The organism is Micromonospora sp. NPDC005215, from assembly GCF_040607915.1.
GTDB lineage: Bacteria > Actinomycetota > Actinomycetes > Mycobacteriales > Micromonosporaceae > Micromonospora.
Genome location: NZ_JBEXHQ010000048.1, coordinates 20,890 through 38,342 on the forward strand (window position 1 = coordinate 20,890; position 17,453 = coordinate 38,342).

The following is a 17,453-nucleotide window of genomic DNA, read 5'->3' on the forward strand; positions in this document are numbered from 1 at the left end:
CGGTCGACACACTGAGCCGACCGTGCGGGGACGGAGGGTCATGGCAACCCGATTCACCCGAGTGACAGTGGTGGCCGGCGGGCGAAGCCTCGATATCAGCCTGCCTGCGGCCCGACCGGTGCTGGAGTTCGTGCCGCAGGTGTGCGAGCTGCTCTCGCTCACGCCCGAGGCCGCCGGGCGCTGGAAACTGTCCACTGTGGCCGCCGGCGGGTTGGACCCACGCCGCTCCCTGGACGAGGCCGGCATCATCGACGCCGAGACGCTCTACCTGACCCCACCCGAGCAGGCGCCCCTGCCGCCGTTGGTCGACGACGTGGTGGACGAGGTGCAGACCACTCTGGACGATGACGGCAGCGAATGGCGTGACGCCGCCCGGATGACGGGAAGTGCGGCACTGGCCGGTGTCGTGGTGCTGGCCCTCACGTACGCGCTCACCACCATGCCGGTGCCGGTGACCGCGGCCCCGGCCATGCTGTTCACGGTGGCCGCACTCACGGTGCTGGCTGGCCGCCTGCTCGGCGCGCCCGGAGGCACGCTCCTGATCGCCGCCGCCGTGCCGGCCTGGCTGGTCGCCGGCATCGCGGTGGCCCGAGCGGCCGACTGGCCCGAGCCGGCCTGGTTCACCGCCGGTGCCCTCGGTGCCGGCCTCGGTGCCGCCCTGTTCGTCCTGGCGGGGGAACGATGGTACGGCGTCGCCGCCGGCGGGCTCGCGGTGACGGTGCTCGGCGGTCTCGGCACCGCGCTGCTCGCCGCCGGGCTCGACCCGCAGCAGACGGCGGCCGTGGGGTCTGTCGTGGTCGTCTTCGCGGTGGGGCTGGCACCGCAGCTCGCGCTCAGCTCGGCCCGCCTCGTCGATCTGCTGCGCCGCCAGGAGGAGAGCCAGTGGGTCGGCCGGCACCTGGTCGCGGCGGCGGTCCGGCGAGGTCAGAGCGTGCTGTCCGGTGCCGTGGTCGGCGTCGCGCTGGCCGCAACCGCCGCCTGCGTCGTGCTGCTGACCGGCCCGGCCGGTGTCGGCGGGTTGCTCGGTGCGGTGCTGGGGCTGGTGTTCGCGCTGCGGTCGCGGGTCTTCACCCGCTTCGGTCAGGTGCTGCCCATGCTCGTGCCGCCGGTGACGGCGGCCACCGTGGCGGTGCTCGACGTCGTCCGGCTCACCGACGCCGACGAGGCGGTGCGGGCCTGGTTGGCCGTGGTCGGCGTCCTGGTGGTGGCGGGCGCGGTGCTCTGGGCCGGCCGTCCCCGGCTGGACGACGTCGGTGCCGCCCGGTTGCGGCAGCTCTTCGACCTGGCCGAGGTGCTCGCGGTGGTCAGCCTCGCGCCGTTGGTGATCGCGGTCTTCGGTGGCTTCGACTGGGCGGCCGGCTGAGCCGGGGGCCGGCCGCATCCGCTGATCAGCCGATCAGCGCGGTCGGCGCGGTGCGCGGCACGATCGCCGTGCTCTGCCCGGCCAGGTCCGCCGGCCCCGCCGATCGCACGAGGAACGGACGCGTCGCGTCCGACGCCGGCTGCGTGGCGACGGGTGGGGCCAGCCCTCGTTTCTGGCGCTGCTGGGCGAGCAGGCCGCCGATGCTGGTGATCGCCCAGACCGCGACCAGCAGCAGGGCACCGACAACCAGGCTCGCGATCACCGCCGCGTAGGGACGGCGCAGCTCGCGTGGGCCGCGCCGCGACCCGTGCAGCAGCGCGGCCTTGGCGGTCGCGGTACGCAGTGCGTGTGCCTCGACCACCACCCGGTCCCGCCCGTCAGCCACTGTCGCGCCCAGCCCGATCGTCAGTCATGGTCGTCGTCCCGTTCGGCCTGGTCGTCCCGCCTGGCCTCGTTGGCCGCCGCCACGTCATCCGAGTCAGCTGGCTTGATGCTCTGGGCCACCGCCACGATCACGTCGGTGAGCACCTGCTCCATCTCGGGGTGTGGCGTCGCGGCGCTGAGCACTGCCGTCCAGGTGGTGCCGGGCAACGGCAGGAACAGCTGCAACACCGTCGAACGGACCCGGGTCAGGCCGCCCGGCGGCACCGTGGACGCGGCGTCGCGGTGCAGCACCCCAGGCCCGGCCGGCGTCTCGACCTCCTCCGCCGTGCCGGTGCGCGGCAACGTCTGCCGGACCAGGGCCAGGCCGGCCGGCTGGGGCGCCGAGTTGAACCAGCCCAGGTGCAGCCCGGCGCTGCCCACCGCGCCGGAGGACATCCGGCCCAGTTGCACAAGGCTCAGCGACGCGCCGGCACGTTGACAGTCGGCGACGAGTTGCTCGACGAACTGGAGAACCGCCCGGCGCTCGGCGGCGCGTAGCCGCTGCCCGAAGAACCGGTCGTCGACCATCCGGGCGGCGTTGCGCTGCCAGGACTCCGGATTGGTGTCGAGCATCGCCCAGTCCGAGGGGACCCCGATGAACCACGCGAAATCCGGGTGCGGGGCATGGGGGTTGAGCTTCAGGTCGTGCGCGGGCAGCGGATCGAGCATGGAGACGTCGCTCACGCGGCACCCCTACGATTCGGTCGGACGCAGCGCGGCGGCGGTCTGGGTGTCGAAGTCGGCGACCATCTGGCCGATCGCGCTGGAGAGCCCGCCCCACTCGCCGATGTTGTTCATCAGCTCGAGCAGGCTGGTCTTCCATTCGTCACGGAAATCGGAGATCGCGCCCTGGATATCGGAATGGTCATCGGTCAGGCCGTCGCAGTCGACCACCCCGCGATGGTCCGTCTCCAACTGATCAGCAAGGGTGGTCAAATTTCCACCTAGGCTCACCAGTGTCGCGTAAGGATACTGAACGTACGTCATCCCGCCTCCCCGTCATCGCTCACCAAGGCTAACAACTCACGTCGATACGGGGGGACCCCGATGACCGAGTACCGACAGATTGGCCGGACGATGGTGCGAGCCCTCGACCCCCGCATCACCGCACGGGTCCGGGCCGAGCGGGAGCGGGGGGAAATCCTCTCCGCCCGGCTCCGGCCGTGCGTGATCGCCGTGGTCGGGCCGGGCTCGGGCACCGGCCGCTCGACCGTCGCGGCACTTGTGACGTCGGCGCTGGCCCGCCACCAGGGCACCAGGGTGCTCGCCGTGGACACCGGCCACGATGGGGGCCTGCACGCCCGGCTGGCGCTCCGGTCCGGTGGGTCCACCGAGGTGGTGCTGGCCGGTCTCGGCCTGCGTGGCGCCACCGCTGGTCGCCGGCCGGCCGTGGGTCACCGGTGGCTGCGGGAGCGCCTCGCGCTGGCCGAGCGGGCGATGCTGTTGGCCGGCCCCCCGGGCGACGCCGAGCCCCCGGTGACGGCAGCCGAGTACGGCACGGTCTCGGCCACCCTCAGCCGCTGGTTCCCCGTGCGGGTCGTCGACACCCCGCCGCTGACCGGGGATCCGGTCGTGCCGGCGGTGCTGACCCGTGCCGACCGGGTGGTGCTGGTGGCCCCGAACGACGAGCGCGGCCCCCGGTTGCTTGCCGACTCCCGGTCCTGGATCGCCCCCCTGCTGCGCGAGCCGTTCGAGCGGGTCGGCGTCCAGGTGCTGGTCGGCCAGGACGCCCAGCCGGCCGTTGCCGCGGCCGGGCAGTCGCCCGGTGACCTTCCGACCTTCGTCCTGCCGTTCGACCCGGCGCTGCGGACCGCCGATGCGCTGCGCTGGGCTGATCTCGCGAGCGGCACGCAGGAGATCATTCTCGACCTTGCCGCGCAGATTGTGCGAGATATGCGACTCAGGTAGCGCACAAAGGTCGTTGGGTGTCTATGTTCGAATGACTGTGGGTCGAGTTCACGGGAGGGGCTTCGGATGGGTGCGAAGTTTTCGATCACCGACAATGCGGTCAACCAACACTCGTCAAATCTAGACACTTCGGTCGCTGCGCTCAACAGTCAGGCGCGGTCGTTCATCAGCGCGATCGAGCCGCTGCCGGCGGTCTGGAAGGGCTCTGCGTACCAGAGCTGGGACCAGCTGACCCAGCGGTGGAACACGGCGATGGCCGATCTCAACAAGGCATTGACCGACATTACAAGCCGGGTCGGTTCGGCGGGACAGCTCTACGACACCTACCACTCGGAGCAGACCAGCCAGTTGCAGTCGACCATGGGGTCGGCCAACTGGGACAGCGCGAAGTTCCGGGGCTGACGGGAAGGTTACGGGGATCATGGGTGACGTCTTCAGTTACGACGAGTCGACCGCCGGGTCGGCTCAGGGCGACATTGCTTCGGTCGCCAACGGGGTCCAGGCAAGTCTCGATGATCTGACCAATTTCGTCACCCGGGTCAAGGCCAACTGGGAGGGCGACGAGATGGAGATCTACAACGGTATTCAGATGCAGTGGACCACTGCGGCGGACACCGTGAAGCAGATTCTCGACTCGGTGAAGGGCGCCCTCGGTCAGACCACGACGTCCGTGCAGGAGATGCGCGGCCAGGTGCGGGGGACTCTGCAGGGCTGATCCATTCGTGCGGCCGCGTCCGGGCGTCGATCGAGGTCCGGGCGCGTCGTCGTGGTGGTACGTGGTGCCGGCGAATGGTTGGCCCGCGTCGAGCTGCGGACTCGTAGGCGTGGACACGGGGAGGTCCGGTCGCGATGGCTGAGTTTCCGGCGCACTTGTTCAAGATGGATGGTGATCCGTCGGCGATTCGGTCGTCGGCGGGGCGGTGGGAGGGTTTTGGTTCGGCGGCGTCGCAGGCGGCGGCGCAGATCACGGGTTTGGATACGAGTCAGTTCGTGGGTCCGGAGGCGGATCTGTTCCGGGAGGGGCTGAACGCCCAGATGCCGGGGCATTTGCGGGTGACTGGTGATGCGTTTGGTCGGGTGTCGGCGGGGTTGGTGGCGTTTGCGGGTTCGTTGTCGTCGTTGCAGGATCGGATGCGTCCGGTGGCGCAGTGTGCGCCGGGTTTGTGGGCGGCGTTGCAGGCGGCGCGGGGGCGGTCCGATCGGGCGAAGCAGGCCGATGAGCGTCACGAGCAGGAGGTGGCGGATCGGCCGGTGCAGGAGGCTGCGGCGGCGGAGCCGGACACCTACCGCTCGGATGCCGGGGCGGCGGGTGCGGCGTTGTCGCAGGCCCAGCGGGACTGGGACGAGTGCGTGGCCCAGGCGGGGGCGTTGCGGGGTGAGTTGGCCACGGCGGTGCGTGATTGCGTGCGGGTGGTCAGTGACGCGAAGGGTTTGCGGTTCAAGGAGAATCCGAAGTGGTGGGATCTGAAGGGTCAGTTCACCAACTTCGTGCGGGACAATCAGGAGTTGTTGGCGCAGCTGTCGGGCGCGTTGAAGATCGTCTCTTTGGTCGCGGGGTTGTTGTCGTTCATTCCGATCCTCGCGCCGATCATGGGGCCGATCGCGATCGCCGCTGGTGCGGCGGCTCTGCTCATCGATGCCTCGCTGTATGCGGCGACGGGTAAGGGCAGTCTGACCAGTCTGTTGATCGATACGGTGTTGACGGTTGTGCCTATCGGGCGGCTCGCGGCGCTCGGCAGGCCGGTCCTGGCCTTGGCCAAGCGGGGGTTGCCGGCTTTGGCTCGGGGGTTGACGAAGGCGCGGGCGGCGCTGCCGAGTTTGCCGCGTCCGAGCATTCCGCTGGGGTTGCGTAAGTGTGCGGGTGATCCGATCGACGTGGCCAGCGGTGAGGTGGTGCTCGCTCAGACCGACGCCGCGTTGCCGGGCCTGCTGCCGCTGGTGCTGAACCGTAGTCATGTGTCGTCGTACCGGGTTGGCCGGTGGTTTGGGCCGTCCTGGGCGTCCACCCTCGATCAGCGTGTTGAGGTCGACGACGAGGGGGTCTGTTTCGTCGCCGAGGACGGGATGGTCCTTACCTACCCGACGCCCGTGAGCGGCGAAGCCCATACCTTGCCGGAGACCGGCCCCCGCTGGCCGCTCACCCTGAGCGCCGACGGATACCGGGTCGAGCAGCCTGAGACCGGTCGGGCGCTGCACTTCCAGGCGGTGCCGGACCTGCCCGAGCCGGCGGGTGAGGGCGATCCGGTTCGGGTGTTGCCCCTGGTTGCCGTCAGCGACCGTAACGGTCATCGGATTGATCTGGACTGGTCCGACGGGGTGGTTACCGAGATTCGGCACAGTGGTGGGTATCGGATCGCGGTGGACACGCTGCATGGTCAGGTGGCGGCGTTGAGCCTGCTGGACGCGGAGCCCTCCGGTGACGCCCGGACCCTGGTGCGGTTCGGCTACGACGAGGCCGGCCGCCTCGCCGAGGTGATCAACGCATCGGGTCGTGCGTTGCGGTTCGCCTATGACGACGAGGGTCGGTTGGTCCGCTGGCTGGACCGTAACGAGCAGGAGTACCGCTACACCTACGACGAGCAGGGCCGCTGTGTGGCCGCGACCGGTTCCGGCGGTTACCTGTCCGCCCGGCTGTACTACGACCCGGCCGCGCGGAAGACCGCGGTGGGCGACTCGCTCGGCCACACCACCATCTACGAGCTGACCGAACGCGGCCAAACGCAACGGGTTACCGACCCGCTGGGCCATGCCACGGCCTTCACCTGGGACCGGTTCGATCGGAAGCTGTCCGAGACCGATGCTCTCGGGCGGATCACTCGTTGGTCCTACGATGACGACGGCAACCTGGTCGAGGTCACCCGCCCGGACGGCAGCCGGGCGACGGCCGCGTACAACGAGCTGCGTAAGCCGGTCGTGGTCACCGACGTCGACGGCGCACTCTGGCGGCGCGAGTACGACGAGCGCGGCAACCTGACCGTGATCACCGACCCGATCGGCGCGGCCACCCACTACCGCTACGAGGACCCCGGTCACCTCACCGAGGTGACCGACGCCCTCGGCAACACCCTGCTGGTGACCACCGACCCGGCCGGGTTGATCAGCCAGCTCACCGACTCGGTGGGGGCGGTGACGAGTTACCGGCGCGATCGGGCTGGGCGGATCGTCGAGTTCACTGATGCGGTCGGCGGCATCACCCGTTTCGGCTGGACCGCCGAAGGCCAGCCCGCCTGGCGGCGCAGCCCGGACGGGACGAGCGAGGAGTGGACCTACGACCCGGAAGGCAACCTGGTCACCCACACCGACCAGACCGGGGCGACGACCGAGTTCGAGATCGGGCACTTCGACCTCATGGTGGCGCGTACCGGGCCGGACGGCGCGCGGTTGGCGTTCGGTTACGACACCGAGTTGCGGCTCACCTCGGTCACCAACGCGCAGGGACTCGTCTGGCGCTACGACTACGACCCGGCGGGTCGGCTGGTCGCCGAAACCGACTTCAACGGGCGCACCCAGTCGTACACCCTTGATGCCGCCGGCCAGGTCGTGGCCCGGACCAACGGCGCCGGGCAGGGCATCGAACTGGTCCGCGACCTGCTGGGCAACGTCGTGGAGAAGCGCACCGCCGAGGGAGTCACGACCTACGGGTACGACCCGCTCGGCGAGCTGCTGCACGCCAGCTCCCCTGAGGTTGATCTTCGGTTCGAGCGGGATCCGTTGGGTCGGGTGTTGGCCGAGATCCGGGACGGTCAGGTGGTCACCTCGACCTACGACGTGCTCGGCCGACGGACCCAGCGGCGTACTCCGTCGGGGGTGGAGAGTGCCTGGGAGTACGACGCCGGGCACCGGCCGGTCGCGCTGCACACCGGCGGCGCGACGGTCAGCTTCACCCACGACGCGGCCGGGCGGGAGACCCAACGCGCGGTCGGCGCTCTCGCCCTGACCCAGAGTTGGGACGCCAACCACCGGTTGCTCTCCCAGATCCTCACCGCGAACGCCGCGGGGCCGACAGCGGTCCCGGACCTGGTCGCCCACCGGGCCTACCGATACCGCGCCGACGGCTACCCGATCGACATCGCCGACCAGCTCACCGGCGAACGCCAGCTGGAGCTGGACCGGGCCGGCCGGATCACCGCAGTGCAGGCCGCCGACTGGACCGAGCGGTACGCCTACGACGACGCGGGCACCGTCGCCAGCGCAACCTGGCCCGGTTCGAATGACGCCGGCGCGGCTCGGGGCGAGCGGGAGTACACCGGCACCCTCGTCCGCCGGGCTGGAGACGTGCGCTACGAGTACGACGCGGCCGGTCGGATGACACTGCGGCAGCGCAAGGAGCGTTCGACAAAGCCCTCGACCTGGCGTTACACCTGGGACAGCGAAGACCGGCTGACCGGCGTGACCACGCCGGACGGCACTCGCTGGCGCTACCGGTACGACGCGCTCGGCCGTCGGGTCGCCAAACAACGCCTCGACGCCGACGGTGCCGTGGCCGAGCAGGTCGACTTCGCCTGGGACGGCCCATGCCTGATCGAGCAGACCCGCCGCGGCGGCGACGGCGACAAGACCAGCACCTGGGAGTACGCCCCCGGCACGTTCACCCCGATCAGCCAGACCGACGGCGCTGCCGATCAGGACGAGGTGAACCGCCGCTTCTACGCGATCGTCGCCGACCTGACCGGCACACCCACCGAACTGGTCGCCCCGGACGGCGCGATCGCCTGGCAACAGCGGACCACCATCTGGGGCATCCCGACCCAGGTCAGCAGCGCAGGGGCAGACTGCCCGCTGCGCTTCCCCGGCCAGTTCCACGACCCGGAGAGCGGCCTCAACTACAACCTCTACCGGCACTACGACCCGGCCAGCGCGCGATACGTCAGCAGCGATCCCATCGGCCTGCTCGGCGCCAGCGACCCGTACGGCTACGTCAGCAACCCCACGGATCTCGTCGACCCGCTCGGCCTCGTCCCATGCGCCCTACGGCCGGGTGGCCACGTCGTCAACGACGTCGCGCCGCACCGCAACCTCTCGCCCGGGGTCAACCGGGCCCCCGGTAACAAGAACAACGCGACCGACCTGCAGGTGCAGAGCCACCACATCATTCAGAACGAGTGGGCCGTCGTAAACAAGGTCCTCGACTATTCCCGCGGTGCCGCGCCAGCGATCCTGCTCCGTACGTCGAGCGGCGAGGCGCACGCGCTGATCAGTGCCGCCCAGTCGGCGCGGCGGAGGGTGGGGGGCTTCGCCACCAGCATTCAGGACGAGTTCCGCGCATCGTATCGAGAACTGTTGAACGCCGGTGTACCGCAGGACGTGGCCCAGAAGGCAATCAAGGACGCATTCAAGTATTTCAACCAGATCGGCGCCATCTAGGGGGAGCGTTTCGTGGACGACGATCGGAAGGCGATCTCCCAACGGGTCGAGGCGCAGATGGGCGTCCGGCCGCCGGAGGCCCTGCTCGATGTATGGACGGGCGTGCGGCCGGTGGACGACGAAGGCGACGTCTACATCTACGGTCCCGACGAGATCGCCGACCGCAACCTCGCGTACGAGGTCCCGGAGTACGCACCGGGCCTGCTGCTGATTGGCAGCGACGGCGGGGGAGACGGCCTGTTCGTCGCGACGAACGACCCCGATCCCGAGGTCGTCCTCATCGATCTCGGGGCGGTGGGCACGTCCGACGGCAGGCGCGCTGGTCGGTTGTCGGTCCTGGCAGCGGAGGGCTTCCGCTCGATCAATTCGGCGGAAGACGCCAGGATTGAGCCAGCGGCCGGGCCGATCGACGTCCTGGTCACCCACCGTCCCGGGGTGAAGGCACTGGTGGAGATCCGCAAACTGTTCCACCTCTCCCTGCCGATCAGCGCGCTCACCGCTGCGGACGCCCATTACCCGATGGTGGTCCTCACCGATGTCTACTACGGCAAGTACGCGGAGGCCATCAACCAGGTCAACCTGCGCTACGAGTGCCTGGCTGTTCGCCCACACGTCGCCGCGTGAGCGACACCAATGGGGCGCGTCCGGTTTGTTCCGTGCTTCCGTCGCCGTCTGATCTGGCGGTGCGGGCTGCCGCGCAGACTGTGCGAGATATGCGACTGAAGTAGTCACCAAAGTTCGTCGTGTGTCTATCTTCGACACGTAGTGCGGCTGGTTGGCGTGGACGCGGGGGAGGTCCGGTCGCGGTGGCTGAGTTTCCGGCGCATGTGTTCAAGATGGATGGTGATCCGTCGGCGATTCGGTCGTCGGCGGGGCGGTGGGAGGGTTTTGGTTCGGCGGCGTCGCAGGCGGCGGCGCAGATTACGGGTTTGGATACGAGTCAGTTCGTGGGGCCGGAGGGGGATTTGTTCCGGGAGGGGCTGAACGCCCAGATGCCGGGGCATTTGCGGGTCACGGGTGATGCGTTTGGTCGGGTGTCGGCGGGGTTGGTGGCGTTCGCGGGGTCGTTGTCGTCGTTGCAGGATCGGATGCGTCCGTTGGCGCAGCGTGCGCCGGGTTTGTGGGCGGCGTTGCAGGCGGCGCGGGGGCGGTCCGACCGTGCCGAGCAGGCGGATGAGCGTCATGAGCAGGAGGTCGCGGATCGGCCGCCGGAGCAGGCTGCGGTGCCGGACACCTACCGGTCGGATGCCGGGGCGGCGGGTGCGGCGTTGTCGCAGGCGCAGCGGGACTGGGATGAGTGTGTGGCGCAGGCGGGGGCGTTGCGGGGTGAGTTGGCCACGGCGGTGCGTGATTGCGTGCGGGTGGTCAGTGACGCCAGGGGTTTGCGGTTCAAGGAGAATCCGAAGTGGTGGGATCTGAAGGGTCAGTTCACCAACTTCGTGCGGGACAATCAGGAGTTGTTGGCGCAGCTGTCGAGTGCGTTGAAGATCGTTTCTTTGGTCGCGGGGTTGTTGTCGTTCATTCCGATCCTCGCCCCGATCATGGCGCCTATCGCGATCGGCGCCGCCCTGCTCGCCTCCGCGATCGACCTGTCCATCTACGCCGCCACCGGTAAGGGCAGCCTGAAGACGATCCTGATCGACGTCGGGCTCAATCTGCTGCCCGGGGTGGGCAAGCTGGCTCGGCTCGGCGCGGGCGCGCTCAAGGGCGGCCGAATCGCGCATGCCTTCTCCTCGGTCGCCGCGCGGGGTCGCAACATGGGCTCGGTGGCCCGTGCGGGGTTGGCGAATCCGCGGGCCAACGGGATCGAGGCGATCAAGCGGTTGGCCCGGCTGGACCCGATCGACATCGCCTGCGGCGACATGGTGCTCACCCAGACCGACGTCGAGCTGCCCGGTGCGTTGCCGCTGCTGCTGTCCCGCACACACCTGTCGTCGTACCGGATGGGGAGCTGGTTCGGCCGGTCCTGGGCCTCCACGCTCGACCAGCGCATCGAGGTCGACGACACCGGGGTCTACGTCGCGACCGCCGACGGGATGACGCTGATCTACCCGGTCGGCGCGGACGGTCGTCCCGACCGTCTGCCGAGCGAGGGGCCGCGTTGGCCGTTGGAGCAGGATCCGGCGGGCGGCACCTACCGGGTCACGAATCCGGTGCAGGGCTGGACGTGGCACTTCGGGTCGGTGCCCGGAAGCCTGCCGGCCCAGCTCCCGCTTGTCGCGCTGACGGACCGCAACGGTCACCGGGTCGACGTGCGCCACGACGACAGCGGCGCGCCGGTCGAGCTGGTGCACTCCGGTGGCTACCGGGTCCGGGTGCGCACCGAGGAGAACCGGATCGTCGGGTTCGACCTCGGCGGGGACGACACCGATACCGAGTTGGTCCGCTTCGGCTACGACGAGGCGGGTGACCTGACCGAGGTCGTCAACTCCTGCGGGCTGCCGCTGCGTTTCGACTACGACATCGACGGACGGATCACCCGGTGGGCGGATCGCAACGGCACCGAGTACCGCTACACCTATGACGAGGACGGCCGCTGCGTCGCCACCTCCGGCACCGGCGGCTATCTGACGGGGCTGCTGCGCTACGACACCGAGGCCCGCGTCACCACTGTGGTCGACTCGCTCGGCCACGCCACCGTCTACCAGCTCAACGAGCTACGGCAGGCCGAACAGGTCACCGATCCGCTGGGCAACGTCACGGCCTTCACCTGGGACCGGTTCGATCGGAAGCTGTCCGAGACCGATGCTCTGGGGCGGACCATTCGTTGGTCCTACGATGACGACGGCAACCTGGTCGAGGTCACCCGCCCGGACGGCAGCCGGGCGTCCGCCGCGTACAACGACGTGGGTCAGCCGGTTGTGGTCACCGACGTCGACGGGGCGGTCTGGGAGCGCGAGTACGACGAGCGCGGCAACCTGACCATGATCACCGACCCGGCCGGCGCTGCCACCCGCTACGCCTACGACGAGGTCGGTCACCTCAGCGAGGTGACCGACGCGCTCGGCAACGCCCTGGTGGTGGCGACCGATCCGGCCGGGTTGATCAGCTCGGTCACCGAGCCCACCGGCGCGGTGACGACCTACCGGCGGGACTCGGCCGGACGAGTTGCCGAGGTGATCGACCCGGTCGGCGGCACCACCCGCCTGGGCTGGACCGCTGAGGGGCGACTCGCGTGGCGGCGTGGCCCGGACGGGGCTAGTGAGGAGTGGACCTACGACCCGGAAGGCAACCTGGTCGCCCACACCGACCAGACCGGGGCCACCACCGAGTTCGAGATCGGCCACTTCGACCTACCAGTGGCACGTACCGGGCCGGACGGTGCCCGGCTGGCCTTCGCCTACGACACCGAGCTGCGGCTGACCACTGTCACGAATGCGCAGGGCCTCGTCTGGCGCTACGACTACGACCCGGCCGGGCGGCTGGTTACCGAAACCGACTTCGACGGCCGGACGCAGACGTACACGCACGACGCCGCGGGCCAGGTCGCGGCCCGCACCAACGGCGCAGGGCAGAGCATCGAGATGGTCCGCGACCAGCTGGGCAACGTCGTGGAGAAGCGCACCGTCGAGGGCATCACCACCTTTGGGTACGACCCGGTCGGCCGGCTGCTGTACGCCACCGCACCCGAGGTCGAGCTCCGCTTCGAGCGCGACCCGTTGGGCCGGGTGCTCGCCGAGATCCGGGACGGCCTGGCCGTCACGTCGTCCTACGACGTGCTCGGCCGGCGCACGCAGCGGCGTACCCCGTCCGGGGTGGAGAGTGCCTGGGAGTACGACGCCGGGCACCGGCCGGTGGCGCTACACACCGGCGGAGCGACTGTCAGTTTCGCCCACGACGCGGCCGGACGGGAAACCCGGCGGGCGGTCGGCAGCCTCGCCCTGACCCAGAGTTTCGACGCCAATCACCGGCTGCTCTCCCAGATTCTCACCGCGAGCCCCGCCGTCGACGGCGGCGTGCCCGACCTGGTCGCGCACCGGGCCTACCAGTACCGCGCCGACGGTCACCTGACCGGCATCGCCGACCAGGTCACCGGCGAGCGGCGGCTGGAGTTGGACCGGGCCGGCCGGGTCACCGCCGTGCAGGCCGCCGAGTGGACCGAGCGGTACGCCTACGACGACGCCGGCAACGTGGCCGGAGCCACCTGGCCCGGTGCGGATCACGACGGCGCGGCCCAGGGCGAGCGGGAGTACACCGGCACGCTCATCCGGCGGGCCGGGGACGTGCGCTACGAGCACGACGTCGCCGGCCGGGTCACGCTACGACAGGTCAAGCAACGGTCGACCAAGCCGCTCACCTGGCGCTACACCTGGGACAGCGAGGGCCGGCTGACCGACGTGACCACTCCGGACGGCGCCCGGTGGCGCTACCGGTACGACGCGCTCGACCGGCGGGTCACCAAACAGCGACTCGACGCCGAGGGTGGTGTGGTCGAGCAGGTCGACTTCGCCTGGGACGGCCCGCGTCTGATCGAGCAGACCCGGCACGGTGACGACGGTGACACGACCAGCACCTGGGAGTACGCCCCGGGGACATTCACCCCGATCGGTCAGACCGACGGCTTGGCCGATCAGGACGAGGTGGACCGCCGCTTCTACGCGATCGTGACCGACGTGGTCGGCACACCCACCGAGTTGGTCAGCCCGGACGGCGAGGTCGCCTGGCAGCAGCGGACCACCATCTGGGGCATCCCGATCCATGTCAGCGCCACGGGGGCCGACTGCCCGCTGCGCTTCTCCGGCCAGATCCACGACCCGGAAACCGGCGCCTCGTACAACTACCACCGTTACTACGATCCCGCCGCAGCCCGGTACCTCAGTGCTGACCCGCTCGGCCTTGCTCCTGGGTCAAACCCGTACAGGTATGTGGTCAACCCGTTCCGATTTGTTGATCCACTTGGCCTGTCGCCGTACCAGGCGGCTGGTAGGATCCCCATTTATCGGGGCACGTCGCGAGCCTTGGAGAACCACATTGTCAGTGAGACTGGAAAGGTGATGAGCGACGCGGCCCAGCGCGCATTCATGGAAAGTGGTGGCGTTGTCGACGACGCCGCGCGCGCGTCTCAGGATGCCCACCAGGCTGGCGTCCGGGCATGGGGCAGTGAGCAGAACTACGCGCAGGCGCATGCGGAGTTCGGCACGGAGATGGCGGAGATTGGCGAGCGCTCGATGGTATCTTTCACCAGCAACATCGATGCGGCAAAGAACTTTGCCGGACCGAACGGGCAGATCTATCAGGCGATGGTCAACCCGAGCGAAGTAATCTTCCAGTCTCTGCCGGGAGCCGGGGAGTCTGAGGTTCTGGTTCGCAATATGATCGACGTGCTGCCATGGCCGTGACCCTTGACCTCGGGGGCGCGCCATTCGTCTACTTCCCGGCGGGCGAGCCCTTGGCCATCCCCGGCGAAGTTGTCAACAGCGACCCGCTCGAGGACCGTTCGCTCATCGACCACCCGCGCCTTCGTCGGATCCTGGTGCGCGTGCATCCCTCGATGCCGGCGCTGCCCTACGTGCTGCACTGGAGCGATGGCTCGGATCTCCACGCCGTCGATGACCGGGTAATCAGTGGTGTGGTTGATGCGAAGGACTTCCACGGTGCGTTGGTGGCCGAGGTGCGTTCCGTCGTCTGCCGCAACTGTGCCGCGATACTTCGGGTGGCCGTGGCGGAAACGGCTATTTCGATATTGAGTGGCAACCTGGCTCCCCGAATCGCCGAGCACGAGTTCCGACGGAATTGCCCGGTATGCGGGGAGCGCTCCATCCCGCACGTCGTGGAGTACCTTGACGCTGCGTAGCGCGACCGGGCGTTAAGCACGGAACAGCGGCAGCGGCTCACCCCGGTAGCCGAGCAGATACTGCTCCGGGTCCGCCCCGAGCACCGTGTCGAGCACCGCCCCGAACACGTCCCGGAAGTCGGTAGTCGCCTTCAGGTCGCCCTGGTCCAGGTCGGTGAGGCTGGGCGGTTGACCGTGGAAGCCGCCGGCCACCCGCGCCCCGGCCACCAGCACCGGCCCGGCGGTGCCGTGGTCGGTGCCGTCGGAGGCGTTGGCGCGTACCCGTCTGCCGAATTCGCTGTAGACGACCACCGCGACCCGGCGGCCGGCGTCGCTGCCGGCCATCCGGTCCACGAAACCGGCCACCGCCGCGTCGAGTTGGCCGAGCAGCGCCTCCTGCGCGGCCCGTTCCCCGGCGTGCGTGTCGAAACCGCCGAGGCTGACCGAGTACACCCGGGTGGGTACCCCCGCCTCGACGCAGCGGGCGACAAGCGCGAGTTGCGCGCCGAGCGCGCCACCGCCGCCGGTGCCGGTGGCGGTGGCGACCGGGGTCGCGTCGGTGGGGCTGGCGGCCGGTGCCACCGCCGCCCGCACCAACCGGCCCATGTCGACCAGATCGGCGTACGCGGCGGCGGCCCGGGCCTGCATCGCCGACTCGCCGGCCTGCACTCGGCCGAGCGACGCCACCATGGCGGGCGCGACCCAGTCGGGCAGCTCCAACCCCTGGTAGCTGACGCAGGCGCCGACCCGCCGCCGTCCGACAAGCAGTGGCGGCAGTACCGGTTCGAAGCTGACCGCCGCCTCGACGGGGGCTTGCGTCTCGTCCAGCCAACGCCCGACCCAGCCGGTGTCGGCCGGGCCGCTCGGCGCAGCGGTCTGCCAGATGTCCATCGACCGGAAGTGGCTGCGGTCCGGTTTCGGGTAGCCGACCCCGTGCACGACGGCGAGCCGACCGGCCGACCAGAGCCCCTGTAGGCCGCGCATCGCCGGGTGCAGACCGTTGTCGCTGTCCAAGCGCAGCACCTGCTCCTCCGGGTACGCCAGCTCCGGGCGGGAGGCCCGGTAGGCCGGGTCGGCGTACGGGATGACGGTGTTCAACCCGTCGTTGCCGCCGTAGAGGGTGACCAGGACGACGGTCTCCACCGGACGCCGGGCGACGCGCTGCTCCGGGTCCGCGCTGTCGAGCAGCCGGGACAGGGTGATCGCGCCGGCGCCGGCGGCGAGGGCACCGCCGCCGGCCACCCCGGAGGCGAGCAGGAATCGTCGTCGGGTGAGTCGGTCCATCTCAGGTCACCTGGTATTCCGGGCTGACCAGCCCGAGGGTGAGCATCAGCCGGGAGTTGGTGGTGCCGCGCAGCACCTCGTACGTGCGGTCGGTCCAGGTGTCCACGCAGAGCAGGTGGGCCACCTCCTCCGGGGTCATCCGCTCCGGGCTGAGCTGGCTGGCCAGTTTGCCGGCCAGGGACAGTTTCAACCGGGCGGCGGCCGAGGTCAGCCAGGCCACCCCGGCCGGCCAGCCGCCGACACTGGGTGGGGCGAACGGGCGTTGCCCGAGGCCGCCGAGCCCGTCGAGCAGCCCGGTGATCGTCTCCGCCGGGAGGGTGGCCGGTCGCAACCCGAGTTGGCGCAGCGCGCCGACCAGCCATTCGACCGGTTGTTTGACCATGGTGGCGCGGGTGGTCGGGAACATCTCGTCGGCCAGCAGCACCCGCAGCATCGGCAGCGGCTCGGGGAAGGCGGCGACCATCTCCTCCCTTGTGTGTTCCGGGATCGGCTGGGTGTTGGAGGCGTACCGGTGCCAGAGCCGGGCGGCCACGAACCGGGGGCAGGACTCCTGTGTCAGCACCAGGTCGACCAGGTTGTCGGCGGTGAAGTGTCTGGTCACGCCGAGGATGCTCGACGCGCCGTCGTGGTGGCGTCGAGGGTCGAAGACCGACTGCCGCCCGGCGAGGTCGATCCGCCACCCGGTCAACGCCAGGCCGGCCTGTTGCACGTCGGATTCGGTGTAACGCCCGAGGCCGAGGGTGAACAACTCGAAGAACTCCCTGGCGAGATTTTCGTTTGGGGCTTCGCGGCTGTTCAGTTGGCCGTCCAGCCAGTAGACCAGGGCTGGATCGACGATCATCCGATGGGCCATGTCGCGAAAGTCCCGGGATTCCCGTAGGGCGAGGTGTTGCGCCAGCATCAGTTGCGGGCTCTTCACCTTGACGATCGAGGTGGCCCAGTGGCCGTGCCAGAAGAAGAGCAGTTTCTCTACGGCCTGGTGGTCGGCAACGGTCATCCGATCCAGCCACCACTGGGTGAGGGTGCCGGCCTGCGCTCGACGCAGCCCGTCGGCGTCGACCCGCTGCGCCGGGGTGGGCTCGGGTGTGCCGACGTACGGGTCGGGGCCGAGCGGTGGCATGGGTGCCCGGGTGGCGCCGATGTCAGGCCCCGTGGGGGTGGTCAGCGCAGCCAGGGTGGCGGTGAAGCCGGCCCGCCGCGCTGCCGCCAGCTCGTTGGCGGTTGGCCCGAACCCCGTTCGGCGCAGCAGCAGAGCCACGTCGTCGGTCATAACGACACCATTGTGGAACCCTCAACAGGGAAGCGGCGTTTCACCATCATCCGGAATTCCGCCCGTCG

General features: G+C 69.8%; 13 protein-coding genes. 8 read left to right on the plus strand and 5 right to left on the minus strand.

Translation table 11 applies throughout. The features are described 5' to 3' along the window. The first annotated feature begins 40 nt into the window (after positions 1–40). The gene (gene eccD / locus ABZU25_RS27765; protein ID WP_355032306.1) at positions 41–1,363 is read left to right on the plus strand and encodes a type VII secretion integral membrane protein EccD; all 1,323 of its coding nucleotides are present in this window, start codon (positions 41–43) and stop codon (positions 1,361–1,363) included. Between the two features lie 25 nt (positions 1,364–1,388). On the opposite strand, the gene ABZU25_RS27770 is transcribed toward eccD, so the two are convergent. From ABZU25_RS27770 to ABZU25_RS27780, 3 genes are read right to left on the minus strand one after another with little or no spacing between them, the layout of a single operon-like run. Beyond that, a complete protein-coding gene (locus tag ABZU25_RS27770; RefSeq protein ID WP_355032307.1) occupies positions 1,389–1,748 on the minus strand; it encodes a hypothetical protein in 360 nt (119 codons plus the stop codon). Between the two features lie 20 nt (positions 1,749–1,768). Beyond that, on the minus strand, positions 1,769–2,470 hold the full coding sequence (locus ABZU25_RS27775; RefSeq protein ID WP_355032308.1) for a hypothetical protein: 702 nt from the start codon (positions 2,468–2,470) through the stop codon (positions 1,769–1,771). A gap of 9 nt (positions 2,471–2,479) precedes the next feature. After that, on the minus strand, positions 2,480–2,773 hold the full coding sequence (locus ABZU25_RS27780) for a hypothetical protein (RefSeq protein WP_355032309.1): 294 nt from the start codon (positions 2,771–2,773) through the stop codon (positions 2,480–2,482). A gap of 60 nt (positions 2,774–2,833) precedes the next feature. Between ABZU25_RS27780 and ABZU25_RS27785 the strand changes: the two genes are divergently transcribed. The 7 genes from ABZU25_RS27785 (at position 2,834) to ABZU25_RS27815 (ending at position 14,852) form a co-directional block, all read left to right on the plus strand. Further along, positions 2,834–3,694, plus strand: coding sequence for a hypothetical protein (locus ABZU25_RS27785; RefSeq protein WP_355032310.1), 861 nt, complete (start codon positions 2,834–2,836; stop codon positions 3,692–3,694). Between the two features lie 66 nt (positions 3,695–3,760). After that, the gene (locus tag ABZU25_RS27790) at positions 3,761–4,096 is read left to right on the plus strand and encodes a WXG100 family type VII secretion target (protein ID WP_355032311.1); all 336 of its coding nucleotides are present in this window, start codon (positions 3,761–3,763) and stop codon (positions 4,094–4,096) included. A gap of 19 nt (positions 4,097–4,115) precedes the next feature. Next, positions 4,116–4,409 carry a WXG100 family type VII secretion target gene (locus ABZU25_RS27795; RefSeq protein ID WP_355032312.1) on the plus strand — a complete coding sequence of 98 codons (294 nt, stop codon included), beginning with the start codon at positions 4,116–4,118 and terminating at the stop codon, positions 4,407–4,409. Between the two features lie 164 nt (positions 4,410–4,573). Then, positions 4,574–9,058, plus strand: coding sequence for a DUF6531 domain-containing protein (locus ABZU25_RS27800; protein ID WP_355032335.1), 4,485 nt, complete (start codon positions 4,574–4,576; stop codon positions 9,056–9,058). 12 nt (positions 9,059–9,070) lie between these two features. Continuing rightward, a complete protein-coding gene (locus tag ABZU25_RS27805) occupies positions 9,071–9,682 on the plus strand; it encodes a hypothetical protein (protein WP_355032313.1) in 612 nt (203 codons plus the stop codon). 212 nt (positions 9,683–9,894) lie between these two features. Then, positions 9,895–14,397 (plus strand): RHS repeat-associated core domain-containing protein, encoded by a 4,503-nt coding sequence (locus tag ABZU25_RS27810; protein ID WP_355032336.1) that lies wholly within the window; start codon positions 9,895–9,897, stop codon positions 14,395–14,397. Further along, complete coding sequence (locus ABZU25_RS27815; protein WP_355032314.1) at positions 14,388–14,852, plus strand: hypothetical protein; 465 nt, start codon at positions 14,388–14,390, stop codon at positions 14,850–14,852. The genes ABZU25_RS27810 and ABZU25_RS27815 overlap by 10 nt, the downstream gene beginning before the upstream one ends. 12 nt (positions 14,853–14,864) lie before the next feature. On the opposite strand, the gene ABZU25_RS27820 is transcribed toward ABZU25_RS27815, so the two are convergent. Together ABZU25_RS27820 and ABZU25_RS27825 are read right to left on the minus strand one after the other, a co-directional pair. Further along, positions 14,865–16,115 (minus strand): DUF1501 domain-containing protein, encoded by a 1,251-nt coding sequence (locus ABZU25_RS27820; RefSeq protein ID WP_355032315.1) that lies wholly within the window; start codon positions 16,113–16,115, stop codon positions 14,865–14,867. Between the two features lies 1 nt (position 16,116). Then, a complete protein-coding gene (locus tag ABZU25_RS27825; protein WP_355032316.1) occupies positions 16,117–17,385 on the minus strand; it encodes a DUF1800 family protein in 1,269 nt (422 codons plus the stop codon). Positions 17,386–17,453: the final 68 nt, after the last annotated feature.

Coding starts and splice junctions, on each gene's coding strand:
- eccD (WP_355032306.1), top strand. CDS start 41: ATGGCAACCCGATTCACCCGAGTGACAGTGGTGGCCGGCGGGCGAAGC.
- ABZU25_RS27780 (WP_355032309.1), bottom strand. CDS start 2,773: ATGACGTACGTTCAGTATCCTTACGCGACACTGGTGAGCCTAGGTGGA.
- ABZU25_RS27785 (WP_355032310.1), top strand. CDS start 2,834: ATGACCGAGTACCGACAGATTGGCCGGACGATGGTGCGAGCCCTCGAC.
- ABZU25_RS27790 (WP_355032311.1), top strand. CDS start 3,761: ATGGGTGCGAAGTTTTCGATCACCGACAATGCGGTCAACCAACACTCG.
- ABZU25_RS27795 (WP_355032312.1), top strand. CDS start 4,116: ATGGGTGACGTCTTCAGTTACGACGAGTCGACCGCCGGGTCGGCTCAG.
- ABZU25_RS27800 (WP_355032335.1), top strand. CDS start 4,574: ATGGATGGTGATCCGTCGGCGATTCGGTCGTCGGCGGGGCGGTGGGAG.
- ABZU25_RS27810 (WP_355032336.1), top strand. CDS start 9,895: ATGGATGGTGATCCGTCGGCGATTCGGTCGTCGGCGGGGCGGTGGGAG.
- ABZU25_RS27815 (WP_355032314.1), top strand. CDS start 14,388: ATGGCCGTGACCCTTGACCTCGGGGGCGCGCCATTCGTCTACTTCCCG.
- ABZU25_RS27820 (WP_355032315.1), bottom strand. CDS start 16,115: ATGGACCGACTCACCCGACGACGATTCCTGCTCGCCTCCGGGGTGGCC.
- ABZU25_RS27825 (WP_355032316.1), bottom strand. CDS start 17,385: ATGACCGACGACGTGGCTCTGCTGCTGCGCCGAACGGGGTTCGGGCCA.